Source organism: Streptomyces sp. NPDC051976 (genome assembly GCF_040680795.1).
In the GTDB taxonomy this organism is placed as follows: Bacteria; Actinomycetota; Actinomycetes; order Streptomycetales; family Streptomycetaceae; genus Actinacidiphila.
In genome coordinates this window covers 55,520-68,038 of sequence record NZ_JBFAXL010000042.1, presented here as the reverse complement: position 1 = coordinate 68,038, position 12,519 = coordinate 55,520, and the positions used below count along the sequence as shown (strand labels likewise).

At 73.3% G+C, this 12,519-nt stretch carries 9 protein-coding genes; 2 read left to right on the top strand and 7 right to left on the bottom strand.

Going from position 1 to position 12,519, the window contains the following annotated elements; all coding sequences use genetic code 11:
• Positions 1-25: 25 nt before the first annotated feature.
• The 4 genes from AB0M29_RS32090 to AB0M29_RS32075 all read right to left on the bottom strand — a co-directional run bounded on the left by AB0M29_RS32090 (position 26) and on the right by AB0M29_RS32075 (position 6,205).
• The gene (locus AB0M29_RS32090) at positions 26-442 is read right to left on the bottom strand and encodes a PGPGW domain-containing protein (protein ID WP_365389088.1); all 417 of its coding nucleotides are present in this window, start codon (positions 440-442) and stop codon (positions 26-28) included.
• A gap of 110 nt (positions 443-552) precedes the next feature.
• A complete protein-coding gene (locus AB0M29_RS32085; RefSeq protein WP_365389058.1) occupies positions 553-2,199 on the bottom strand; it encodes an APC family permease in 1,647 nt (548 codons plus the stop codon).
• 142 nt (positions 2,200-2,341) lie between these two features.
• Positions 2,342-3,997, bottom strand: a complete 1,656-nt coding sequence (locus tag AB0M29_RS32080) for a mucoidy inhibitor MuiA family protein (protein ID WP_365389056.1) — start codon at positions 3,995-3,997, stop codon at positions 2,342-2,344.
• Between the two features lie 3 nt (positions 3,998-4,000).
• Positions 4,001-6,205, bottom strand: coding sequence for a DUF4139 domain-containing protein (locus AB0M29_RS32075; RefSeq protein WP_365389054.1), 2,205 nt, complete (start codon positions 6,203-6,205; stop codon positions 4,001-4,003).
• A gap of 273 nt (positions 6,206-6,478) precedes the next feature.
• On the opposite strand from AB0M29_RS32075, the gene AB0M29_RS32070 reads away from it, so the two are divergent.
• Complete coding sequence (locus AB0M29_RS32070; protein ID WP_365389052.1) at positions 6,479-7,231, top strand: hypothetical protein; 753 nt, start codon at positions 6,479-6,481, stop codon at positions 7,229-7,231.
• 28 nt (positions 7,232-7,259) lie between these two features.
• Here the strand turns inward: AB0M29_RS32070 and AB0M29_RS32065 are convergent, their stop codons facing one another.
• The 3 genes from AB0M29_RS32065 to AB0M29_RS32055 form a co-directional block, all read right to left on the bottom strand.
• Positions 7,260-8,177: a Gmad2 immunoglobulin-like domain-containing protein gene (locus AB0M29_RS32065; RefSeq protein ID WP_365389049.1), complete on the bottom strand. Its 918-nt coding sequence runs from the start codon at positions 8,175-8,177 to the stop codon at positions 7,260-7,262.
• 277 nt (positions 8,178-8,454) lie between these two features.
• The gene (locus AB0M29_RS32060; protein WP_365389086.1) at positions 8,455-9,462 is read right to left on the bottom strand and encodes a zinc-binding alcohol dehydrogenase family protein; all 1,008 of its coding nucleotides are present in this window, start codon (positions 9,460-9,462) and stop codon (positions 8,455-8,457) included.
• Positions 9,463-9,584: 122 nt separating this feature from the next.
• The gene (locus AB0M29_RS32055; protein ID WP_365389047.1) at positions 9,585-10,232 is read right to left on the bottom strand and encodes a hemerythrin domain-containing protein; all 648 of its coding nucleotides are present in this window, start codon (positions 10,230-10,232) and stop codon (positions 9,585-9,587) included.
• A gap of 684 nt (positions 10,233-10,916) precedes the next feature.
• On the opposite strand from AB0M29_RS32055, the gene AB0M29_RS32050 reads away from it, so the two are divergent.
• Positions 10,917-12,515 carry an FAD-dependent monooxygenase gene (locus AB0M29_RS32050; RefSeq protein ID WP_365389045.1) on the top strand — a complete coding sequence of 533 codons (1,599 nt, stop codon included), beginning with the start codon at positions 10,917-10,919 and terminating at the stop codon, positions 12,513-12,515.
• Positions 12,516-12,519: the final 4 nt, after the last annotated feature.

The following is a 12,519-nucleotide window of genomic DNA, read 5'->3' as shown; positions in this document are numbered from 1 at the left end:
GACCCTGATGGCCGGTCCGGTCGCGTCAGGTCCGGTCCTCTGTCGTGGAGCCACCGCCGTGGACCCGGCGGTGGCTCCAGACCAGCAGGCCGAGGAGCAGGCAGCCGGAGAGGATCAGGCTGGAGCCGGTGCTCCAGCCGGAGAAGGGCAGGCCCGGCACCAGACGGGCGCCCGCGACGACTCCCGCGGCGATGAGGGCGAGCCCCGCCAGGACGGAACCGGCGATACGCCAGCGGGAGGCGACGCTCGCCTCGACGGCCTGCATCGCGCGAACCCGTACCGGCTCCTCGAAGCGGGCCACCGCGGGGACGGCCCGCGACAGGACGACCAGACCGCCGAGCACCAGCAGCATGCCGGGCCCGGGGAGTACCAGCAGCGCCACGCCCACCAGGAGCAGGGCCCCGCCCGCGACGGCCAGCGCCGCCCGGGTGACGGGGTGCAGCTCCTTCTCCGGCGGGGACGACGGCGACTTCTCCCGCGGGGACGACGGCGACCCGCCGCCCTCCTCGTCGGACCGCCGTGCCGCGCTCACCCTCCCACCGTGTCCGCGCGTCAGTGGATGCCTTCCTCTTCGGGGAGGACGACCTGGTCGATCATGTGCTGGATCTGCTCCCTCGGCAGGGCCACCGCCATCGCCCAGTAGTAGATCACCAGGCTGAACACCGCGACGGCGAGCATGTCCCACCACAGCGGGAACCACGGGTGCTTGAGCGGGCCGAAGTCGCTGAGGTAGACGATCAGGCCCATTCCGACCAGGTAGACCGGCAGCCACTGCGCGGCGCGCAGGTCGAGCTGCGGGGTGATCGGGTTCATCTTGAACACCCGGTTGGCGATCAGGATGACGTAGCCGATGAGGATCGCCACGCCCAGCTTCCAGTCGGTGGTCCACCCCGACCAGAGGATCAGCAGGTTGGCGACGACGAAGGCCAGCGGCGACATCCAGCTGCCGCCGAACAGCCGGTACGGCCGTTGGGCCTCTGGGAGCCGGTTGCGGAAGACGCCGAAGGACAGTGGCGCGCCGGCGTACATCAGCACGCTGGCGCTGGTGATCAGGCCGACCAGGGAGCGCCAGCTCGGGAACGGCAGGAAGCAGATGCAGCCGATCACGAAGGCGGTGATCAGACCGACCCACGGGACGCCGCGGTCGTTGGTCTTCTCGAAGGCCGACGGCACGTAGCCGTTGCGGCTGAGGCCGTAGGACACCCGCGAGGAACCGGTGATGTAGATCAGACCGGTGCCCGCGGGGGAGATCACCGCGTCCAGATAGAGGATCGTGGCCAGCCAGCCGAGGCTGATCAGCGTCGCGACCTGGGCGAACGGTCCGCTGAGGTCGTTGAAGGCGGAGGTGGCCCAGTGACTGCCGATCTGCGAGGCGGGCAGCGCGGCCAGGAACACGATCTGCAGCAGGACGTAGATGATGATGCCGATCACGATGGAGCCGATCACCGCGCGCGGGATGTCCCGCCTGGGGTTCTTGCTCTCGCCCGCGAGCTGGTCGGCCTGCTCGAAGCCCAGCAGCGCGAAGATGATGCCGCTGGTGGAGACCGCGGACAGGATGCCCTTCGCCCCGTCCGGGTTGAAGCCGTCGGCGGCCGTGAAGTTGCTGGTGTGGAAGGTGGCGATGGCGAAGACGAAGATCGTCAGCAGCGGGATGCCGACCTTCCACCAGGTCGCGGCGCTGTTGGTACGGGCCAGCAGCCGGATGCTGAGGAAGTTGATCGCCGTGATGACCGCCATCAGGCCGATCGCGACGGCGATACCGGCGCCCGTGAGGACGTGCTCGCCGCCCTGGATCTTCTCCCAGCCGCTCGCCCAGGAGTAGTGGGTGCCGTAGGTGATCATCGCCAGCACCTCGATGGGTGCCACGGTGGCGGCCTGCAGCCAGGAGAACCAGCCGAACGACGCTCCCGCCGCGCCGCCGAAGGCGTAGTGCGGGAAGCGCGCGGTGCCGCCGGAGACCGGGTACATACCGCCGAGCTCGGCGTGCACCAGCGCCAGGATCAGGATCGCGAGACCACCGATCCCCCACGAGATGATCGCCGCGGGTCCTGCTACCGACAGCGCCCCCTGGGCGCCGAACAACCAGCCCGAGCCGATGATCGAGCCCTCGGAGGCCCAGATCAGGCCGATGAAGCCGACTTCACGCCGTAGTCCGGGTTTGCCGGCATCGGCGACAGGGGTCGCTTCTGAGACGCCCATGGTCCACACTCCTCGGCCGAAGGTGACGTACATCACAGACGTACATCACAATCGTCTCACCGAGGGGCAATAACACCCAATAGGGCACGTGTCCAATCGGCCGTCCGGGTGACGGACGGTCCTCAGACGCTACGGAGAGCGCTCAGATGCCGGTGACGGCGCTCGACGCGGTGACGTCGAAGACGAGGTCGATCTCGCGCCGGTCGCCGGGGCCCAGACGCAGGGTGTAGCGGACCAGGCCCTCGGCGTCGACCTCGTCGGGCGCGGGGCGCGAGTCGTCGCCGCGCAGCCGGATCTCGACGGCCGAGACCTCGGAGACCGGCACGCGCTCACGGACCACCACCTCGCGCGCGTCGCCGCCCTCCGGCGCGTCGAGGCGGGAGACGAAGAGCCGCACACGGCGGGTGATCACCGTGCGCTGGTTGATCCCGGCGAGTCCCGCGGTGTCGCGGCGCTCCTCCACGTGGCGCACCACCCGGAAGGTGTCCTCGCTGCCGAACGCCAGCCGCACCTCCTGCCCGAGACCGGCGAAGGCCAGCTCTCCGCGGCCGACGAAACCGGCGCCGCGCACCAGGTCCACCGGACCGGCGAGCAGCACATGGCCGGACGCGTTGGTGAAGCGGGCGGTGGTCACCACGAGCGGTGACAGCTCGGGGGCGCAGGTGTTCTCCGCGCGGCACGGGGCGGTGAAGGACGACAGACGCACCCGGTGCGGCCGCCGGTCCGAGGGGACGCTGACCGGCCGGGGCGCCGTCAGTACCCGTACCGCGCCGCCGTCGTGCAGACCGGGCAGCGGGGCGGCGCCGTCGGCGGCGGGCGAGTCGTCGCCGACGCCGCGGATCTCCTCCTCGCGGATGTTCACCTCGACCGTGCGCCGCTCCTCGGCGGAGCGGTCCCGCAGGACGAGTACGTCGTCGGTGAGCACCGGCGGGCTGGCGGCCAGGGTCGGCCGGGCGGTCGACAGCGACAGCGCCACCGCCGTCCAGTCCTCGCCCGTGTCCTGCCAGACGTAGGCGTCGGACTCCAGCAGGACGGACTCCCGGTCGGCGCCGAGAGTTGCCCGGTAGGCGGGCCGCCACAGGGCGCACGGCACCAGGTGGACCACCCGCAGCCGGGCCTGTCCGGCCTGCGGCGCCTCGACCACCAGGTCGACGAACGCGGTCAGCGTGTGCGGTTCGCTCTCCACCCGCGTCAGGGTCTGCCGGACCTCGGCCAGTTCCTCGTCGAGGTCGTGCAACCGCCGCCGCAGCCGGTGCAGTTCCTCGATCCGCGGCTCCGCCTCCTGGTCGACCCGGTCCAGCCGGTCGGCCCACCGCTCGGGGTCGGCGTCGCCGCCGCCCGCGCCCTGCACGATGTCGCGGTGCAGATCGGTCTTGGCCTGGCCGATGACGGCGAGGGTGCTCTCCAACCGCTGCTGCTGGAGCCGCGCGTCGTGGATCTCGCGTTCCAACTGGTGTGCCTCACGGCGCAGTACGGACGCGTCCTCGCCCGGTTCGCCGGGCGGCGGGGCCGTGTAGGTGCGCACCACGCGGGCGTCGACGACACGCGGGGCGGCTCCTTCGGTGCCGTCGCCCTCGTCGGCCCCGGTGAGGGTGAACTCCGCCCGGAGCGAGCGGTCCACCACCAGCGGGGTGACCGGGCCGACGCGCAACCGCCGTACGCCCGCGTCGAGTTGTACGGTGCCCGCGCGCTCGACCTGGGCGCGATCCTCCATGCAGGTGACCGCGGTGATGGGCAGCGCGAGCAGGTCCCCGGCGTCGTCCGGCACCGCGGGGGCGGAGGGTGTGTCGGCAGCCATGGGTCAGTCCCTCCTGTTTCCGCCGACGACCGCCTTGCCCGCCGGCAGGCGGATGTCGAAGCCGGCGGTGAGCGTCGTGGTCCTGCCGGGCTCCAGCGCGACGCGCCACACGCGCGCACCCCGGGTGTACGAGCCGTCCTGGCCGTCGAGCGGCCGGTCGGGTTCCGTCCAGGGCGGCTGCGCCCGGCGCTCCTCGATGCGTACGTCCTTGTCGTCCGACACCGGCACCCGCTCGCGCACCTCGACGACCACGGGGTACGGGAGGCGGTTGGCCAACTCGACCTCCACGGAGTGGTCGAGGACCGTCGTACCGCCGCGCAGCCCGGCGCTCGACTCCCGCATGTGCGTCCGCCGCGCCACCCGTACGCTCTCGGCGACACCGAGTCCGACGGCCTGTCGCTGGCCGGGAGCCAGGGTCGGCAGCGCGGCGGTGAGGACGAAGTCGCCGTCCACCATCACGTCGACGGGTCCGGTGAGCAGCGCGTGCGCGGAGGCGTTGGTGACCAGGACGGTGCCGAAGACCGACTGGTCCACCGCCGGGACGCAGACGTACGCGAACTCGGTGCTGACCGGCACCTCGCTGACCGGCACGATGTGCCACTGGCCGTCCGACGCCACGTCCGCCGGGGCCGTGGTGTCGAAGCGGTAGTCGAAGGAACCCGCCGACGCGCGCACGTCGCGCGTGTACGCCGGGCGGTCCAGCCGGGTCACCGCCTCGGCGCGCCGCCGGTGCTCGGCGACGAGGGCGTCGGCCCCGGTGGCCGGTGCCGGGCGCAGAGTGCCGCGTCCCTGCCCGGCGTCGGGTCCTGTCATCGTCAGCCTGCTGTAGTCGAGCATCCGTGCGGAGGGTGCCGCGTCCGCGGGCGGGAGCGCGGGCTCGGCGGCGGGGGCCATGGCCCCGAAGGACCGCGTGGCGGAGCGCGACCGGGACGCCTCGGGCCCGGGTGCGCCGCCGGGTGCGGCCGGCGCCGCGGCGGGCATCGACGCGGAGAGCGCCTGGGGCAGGGCGGGCTTCTTGGCCATCGGCCGCCGCATCGCCGGCGCGTCGGCGTCCGCGGAACCGGCGAACGCGGCGCCGTAGCCCGGCTGCTGGTCCCTCGCGGCGCCGCCGGGCGCCGGGGGCGGGAGCGGCGCTCCGCCGGCGCTCAGGGCGAAGTCCGCGGGCGGCAGCGCCGCGTCGTATCCGGCGAACAACTCCTCGAGCCCGGCCGGGGGTTCACGCCAGCTCACGGCGGCCGGTGCCTCCTGGCTGCGGCCGATCCGCAGCGAGCGCAGCTCCGGCAGGTCGGAGCGGCGCAGCAGATCGGCCGTCGACAGGCCGAGGCCGACCCCCGTCCAGTCCTCCCCGGTGCGCTGCGCGACGCTGGCCCGCAGCACGAGCGTCCCGGCGCCGCTGCGGCCGTCGAGGCGCAGTTGGTAGACGGGCGCCCAGGTGGCGCCGGGGACGTGGTACTCCAACTCCAGCTCCCACTCGGGTTCTACGGAGTCGGGTTCGGGGTCGGCGTCACTGCCGGTGTCGCCCGGCGCGACTTCTTCGCGCGTGTCGGGCTCGTCGAGTGCCAGGGTCAGTACGGCGGCGGCCGTCGGCTCCGCCCGGTCGGTGTTCACCGCGCTGGACGCCTGGTCCAGCCGGTGCCGCAGGGCGGAGAGGTCGTGCTCGGCCGTGGCCAGTTCCTCCTCGACCGCGCCGAGCCGCTGGTGCAGCACGCCGAGCCGCGAGTCGACGAAACCGGCCAGCGCGAGGATCGACTCCACCGGCGCCCAGCGCGGCGGATCGCCCCGGCGCGGCGCGAGCGGCTCCGCGCGGAATCCGGCGACCTCGGCGATCTCGGCCGCCAGCCGGTCGCGGCGATCGGCCAGCCGCGACCTGCGGTCCTCGGCGTCCTCCAAGTCCAGCCGCAGCGAGGGCAGTTCGTCGCCGCGCCGGAGGGTCGCCCCGAGGTCGAGGCGGACGTCCGTCACCCGCAGCCCCGCGGGCCCGGACACCACGGCGCCGCGTACCGAGTGCTCGTACAGCGTCGGCGGCAGACCCTCGAACCGTACGGTGGCGGCGCCGTCCCGCAGCCGCGGGGTGACCGTGGCGCGGCGGGTGCAGACCGCGCCCGAGGAGTGCACGACGACGGACCGTACGGACGAGCGCACGGCCGGCGTGTCCTGAGCGGTGTCCCGCGTGTCCCGAGTGCTGTCCCGCGTGTTGGCGTCGTCCACGATGCGTCCTCCCCGTCCGGTGATGGCACCAGGTCCGGCCCCCCGGCCGGGGTTCCTGCGTACCCTATCCAGTTCCGCCCGGCGGGGGCTCTTCCGGCCGTACTCCTCCCGGACCGCCCCGGCCTGCCATGCTTTGCCCGGGGCCGACCCACCCCGTAGCCTTTGCCCGACGCTGTGTCAGTGACTGACGGAAGCATTCTGTGGGGGGAAGCCATGCGGCGTGTGCGTTCCGGGATGTCCGCTCGCGGGAAACGGGCGGGTGCGCGAGGGCGGGTGGCGGCGACAGCCGTACTGTGCGTGCTGTCCGGGGCCGCGCTCGCGGCCTGCGGGTCGTCGAAGGACAAGGCGGATCCGGCTCCCGACAGCCCGAGCGTGTCGGTCTCCGCGCCGTCCATGAGTGCGACGGCCGCGCCGGAGCCGAGCACCGTGGTCACCACGCCGGTGGCACCGCCGACCACCGAAGCGCCGCTGACCAACGCGTCGTTCCCCAAGGGGAGTTGTGTGGCCGAGGACCCGACGGACACGACCGGCTCCACCAACCCCACCCAGGTCGACTGCAGCAGCCCGCTGGCGGTGGCGAAGGTGCTGTCCCGCGAGCCGTTCGACCTCGTCGCGGTGACGTCCTGCCCGAAGGCGTCGGAGACGGCCGACAAGCTGGTGCAGGTCACCCGGCTCGGCACGGGCAAGAACGCGAGCAAGCTGGAGTACGCCGCGCTGTGCCTGCGCAATCTCGGCGCGCCGCACCCCGGTGACCCCGGCCAGGGCGGCGGCCCGAACATCGTCAAGGGCGACTGCCTGGTGGAGCACAAGAACGTGATGTCGCTGACGACCGGCTCCGCCACCTCCACCGTCGAGACGGCCTGCTCCGCCACGGGTTATGCCGCGCCGAACTACCAGGTGATCGGCATGGGCACCCAGACGATCGTCAAGGGCGCCAAGAGCATCCCGTGTCCCAAGGGCACCCAGGCCGAGTTCGCCGCACCGCGCCAGCTGATCGGTGACGTCTACTGCGCGGTGCGGGTCTGATCCCCCGCCCCGCGTACGCTTCCGGCCCTCACCGTCCCCAGGTCACCGGCACCGTCTCGACCGTCACCCGGTGGCCGTCCTCCGGCGAGACGACGTAGGCGGTCAGCGTGCCGGGACCGGTCGCGACAGGGGCGTGGAGCGGCACGGTGACGTCGAAGGTGCCGCGGGTGCCCGTGCCCGAGGTGGCCTTGACCCGGACGTCGGCGGCGACCCGGCCGGTGCGGTCGGTCAGGCGCAGCCGGAAGACGGCCTCGAAGGTGTCGGCCGTGCCCCGGACCCGTAGCGGCGACCCTACGGTGACGGTGTCGCCGAGCAGGGGCGACTCGACCAGGACGGCCGGGGACTGCGCCTCGAAGTCGGCGCGGCCGACGGGATGCGCGACGGCGATGTGCGCGCTGCCGAAGACCGTCACCAGCCTGCCGTCCAGCGCGAACCGCACCGTGTCGATCCCGGTGAACCGGGTGACGGTGAAGACCACTTGGGCCAGCCGCGCCCGCGCCGAGGCACCGCTCGCGCCGTCGTCGTACCGTCCCGACAGGTCCACGGTGGCCACCCGGGAGCGCACGGCCACCGAGCGCAGGGTCGTGCCCGACGGGATCGCCGTGGTCCGGCCGTGTGCCCGTTCGTACGCGTCGGGACCGGCCAGCAGCGCCCGCAGCGCACCCGCGGCGGTCTGCGGCGCCGTGACCGTACGGGCGGCCGGGGACACCTTGCCGCTGTGCAGGAAGTAGACGGCGGTGTGGACGGTCGTCGTGGCCGCGGCGGGCGCGGAGGTGGCGGTGGCGGCCGTCGTGGCGCTCGCCGTCGCCTGACCGCCGCCGCTCGTACCGGCCGTGGTGCGGCTCGGCGCGGTGGTCGCCGCGGTCGCCGCGGAACCGCCGCCCGAGCAGGCCACCAGCAGGGCCGCCGCGAGCGCGGCGCCGAAGACGAGGCGCGGGCGCGACACGGCCCCGGCGCCGGCTCTGCCCCTGCTGTCGGCTCCGGTCCCGCTCCCGGAAGAGTCGCTGCGGAATACGGACGTCATGACATCCCCCTACCCCTGGTGGCATTGGCTGCCTGGCACGCGCGCGGGGCGGACCGCGTCCGGCCGTGCCCTGTGCCCCCTCCCGCGATTGCAGCACTTCCCGGCCGCGGGCGATAGCTCCCCCGCACATCGGTTATGCACCGATTTTCCCCGGCCCGGCTTCACCCGGCTCGACCCGTTCGTCCGGTCGCCGCGCGCGTCACTCCGCGACCAGCACCGCCGCCCCGTTGACCCGGTCGGCCGCGAGGTCCGCGAGCGCGTCGACGGCCCGGTCCAGCGGGTATCTGCTGACGGTCGCGCGCAGGCCGATACGGTCCGCGGTCTCCAGGAACTCCCGTCCGTCGGCACGGGTGTTGGAGGTGACGCTGCGCAGATCGCGCTCCTGGAACAGGTGCCGCTGGTAGTCGAGCACCGGGATGTCGCTGAGGTGGATTCCGGCGACGGCGAGGGTGCCGCCCCGGTCGAGTGCGGCCAGGGCGACCGGCACCAAGTCGCCGACGGGCGCGAAGAGTACCGCCGAGTCGAGCGGCTCCGGTGGCGGGTCGTACGCGCCGCGCGCCGACGACGCGCCCAGCTCCAGGGCGAGTTCGCGGGCGCGCTGCGACCGGGTGAGGACGTGGACGGTGGCGCCCTCGGCCAGCGCGACCTGTGCGGCGAGGTGCGCGGACGCGCCGAAACCGTAGATCCCGAGCCTTCCGCCCGGCCCCGGCGGCAGGGCGCTGCGCCGCAGCGCGCGGAATCCGATGATCCCGGCGCACAGCAGCGGCGCCAGCAGCGCGGCGTCCGGCCCGGGCGGCAGGGCGTAGGCGAACTCCTCGGGCAGCAGCGCCACTTCGGCGAAGCCGCCGTCGGCGTCCCATCCGGTGTAGAGGGAGTCGGGGCAGAGGTTCTCCCGGCCGAGGCGGCAGTAGCGGCACTGCCCGCAGGTACGGCGCAGCCATGCCCCGCCCACCCGGTCGCCGACCTGGAAGCGCATGGCCGCGTCACCGGTCGCCACGACCCGCCCGACGATCTCGTGCCCGGGGATCGTGGCCTCCCGGTGCGGGCGCAGGTCGCCTTCCGCCAGGTGCAGATCCGTACGGCAGACCCCGCACGCCTCCACCCGTACGACCAGCTCGCGCGGCCCGGGCTCCGCCACCTCGCGGACCACCGCCACCAGCGGGCGGGTCCCGATCGGGCCGGGCCGGGCCACCGCCCAGCCGCGCATCGGCCCGGCGTCCGCGGCATCCCGTGCGCCGACTGCCATGCCTCCAGGATGCGGCCGCCGTCCCGGCCCGGCAATCGGCGGCGGCCCCGGCGTACCCGCGGGGCCGCCGCCGGGTGTGCGGCTCAGGCGGCCTTGGTGCCCCAGCGGTCGAGGGCGGCGAAGGCGGGCCGCCACTGCTGGTGGAACGCCTGGCGGACGGGTTCGGGGAGCGGGCGCAGCGCGGTCTCGACGTCCTCCGGGGAGGCGTCCTCCAGGAGCCAGGGGAAGTAGCGGGAGACGTCCGCGCCGAGCCGCTTGCCGTGCTCGGCGCCGAACCGCTGGAGCAGTTCGGGGGTGGCGTGGGCGTCGACGACGGCCAGGCCCTCCTTCTCCTCGTGGTCGAGGTGGGCGCCGAGGCCGGTGACCAGGCGGGCGACGATCGCGGCGAGGCGCTCGGGTCCCGCGTCGCGGTCGGCCACCGCCTCGTCGAAGGCGGCCAGTCCCGGGTCGATCATGGCGTGTTCGGCGTCCATCGCGTCGAGCACGGCCAGTTCGTCGGGGCGGTCGGCGGCGGCCGGGCGTATCGCGGGCCAGAGCACGTCGTCCTCGGCGCCGTGGTGCACGTGCAGGTATTGCGTGAACATCTCCCAGCCGACGGCGCCACGCAGCACGTCCCGGGGGTCGCGGGTCGGGTCGGCGGTGATCCGGGTGAGATGCCGCAGTTCGCGGCGGAGCGCGTCGTGCATCACGTACATCATCGTCATGTCGTTCTTGAAGCCGGTGTTCCTCATGCGCGCTGCGACTTCCTTCGTGTCGTTCGTCCGGCGGTGCGGTCGTGCCCCGCGGCCGGCCCCTTCGGACCGGTCAACTCCCTGACGTAGCCGGGCGCGCGAATGTGACGGGGCACCGGCTGCCGGGCCGGTCCGTGACCCCCGGCACAGGCGTGCGGCCCGAAACGCGGCGGCACTCTCCCCAATTCCCGCCCACGCACGATTGGGCGGGATTTTTCCTATGCGCTCCATACGATCTGAGCCCCAATTTTTGCTTCCTCTTTACGGCGCTCCCCGCGCCTCCCAGGTTTCGCGGGCGTTAACTGGACATATCACCCAGGGGTATTGACCATTCCGTCACCGCGGTGTCACGCTGTTTTCGGGAAACACGTGTGCCCATACGGCACGGCGACCATCCTCGGCGTTCCGCCGCATTTCGCCGTGCCCGTCGGCAGTCAGCCGACCTCCGGGGGCGACTTCTCCACATCACCCCTGGTCACGAAGGTGACGTGGTCATGATGACATCGTTGCCGACATCGGAATGCACAGCGCGCGGGAACTCGCGCGAGTCATCCAGCCCATTGCACCGGATCTCCCGGATCGGGCATTCCCCGCCACCGCGGGGTCAAAGACCCGTCGTCGCGGGTCCCACCTTTGCCGCGCCATCACGCGGCCCCCAAGTAGTTGCCCTTTGGAGGAATACGCATGACATCATCGCGCACGCCGACTCCACGTACCGCCGCTGACGCGGACGTAGTGGTGGTCGGTGGCGGACCGACGGGGCTGATGCTCGCCGGTGACCTCGCCGCCGCCGGGGTGAGCGTACGGATCCTGGAACGGCGCAGCAGGCATCTGAGCAACTTCACCCGCGCGTTCACCGTCCACGCCAGAACGCTGGAGCAACTGGACACCCGCGGAATCGCCGAGGAACTCCTCACCTCGGGCACGCGGTTGGACACCCTGCCGCTCTTCGGCGAACTCGACATCTACTTCTCCCACCTCCCCACCCGCTATCCGTTCCTGCTGCTGTCGCCGCAGTACGACGTGGAGCGCGCGCTGGAAGCGCGGGCGGTGAAGCTGGGCGTGGAGATCGACTACCACGCCGAGGTGACCGGGCTGCGCCAGGACGCCGAGGGCGTCGACGTCCGGGCGCGGCTCGGCGACGGGACAGAGGTCAGCCACCGCGCGCGGTACGCGGTCGGCACCGACGGGGTGCGCAGCACCGTACGCGGCCTGCTCGGCATCCCCTTCCCGGGCGACACGATCCTGCGCTCGGTGATCATCGGTGACGTCCTGATGAAGGAGGCGCCGCCGGACCTGCTGACGGTGGACGCCAACGCGCACGGCTTCGCCTTCATCTGCCCCTTCGGTGACGGCTACTACCGGGTGCTGGCCTGGAACCGGCACGCGCAGCACTCCGCCGACGAGGCCGTGGACTTCGAGGAGCTGCGCCGACTCACCCGCGACGTCCTCGGCTCCGACTTCGGTATGCACGACCCGCGGTGGGTCTCCCGTTTCCACAGCGAGGAGCGGCAGGCGCCGCACTACCGCGCGGGCCGGGTGTTCCTCGCGGGGGACGCCGCGCACGTCCACGCCCCGGCCGGCGGCATGGGCATGAACATCGGGTTGCAGGACGCGGCCAACCTGAGCTGGAAGCTGGCCGCGGCCGTCCACGGGTACGGCGGCGACGCGCTGCTGGACAGCTACGAGGCCGAGACCCACCCGGTCGGCAAGGAGGTGCTGCGCACATCGGGCGCGCTGGTCCGCGCCGCGGTGGCGCAGAGCGGACGCACCCGGCTGGCACAGCAGTTCATGATCTGGCTCGCCGGTCACCTCGGCGGGCTCGGCCGGGCGGTCGGCCGCCGCGAGGGCAGCGCGATCTCCGGCACCTCGATCAGCTACCGGCGGCCGAAGGGCGGCCACCGGCTGGCCGGGCAGTTCTGGCGGCACCGGCCGGACGAGCGCGTCAAGGAGGCACTGCGCACCGGGCGTTTCGTCCTGCTCGGCCGCTCCCCCGAGCTGGCTCGCGCCGCGGCGGACTGGTCGGACCGCGTGGTCACCGCCGCGCCGGACGCCGCTTCCCCGGACGCCGTCGCGCCGGCCGAACCCGCCGCCGTACTGATCCGCCCCGACGGCTATGTCGCCTGGGCGTCCGACCGGCCCGACCCGGCGGCCGTCCGCCGCGCGCTGGCGCGGTGGGCGGGACCCGCGGGGAAGCGCCGTCACGACGCCCCCGCCGACGACCGCGCCGAGGCGCTCACCGAGGCCGGGCTCGACCGCACCTCCGCCCAACCCTCCCGGTGAGACC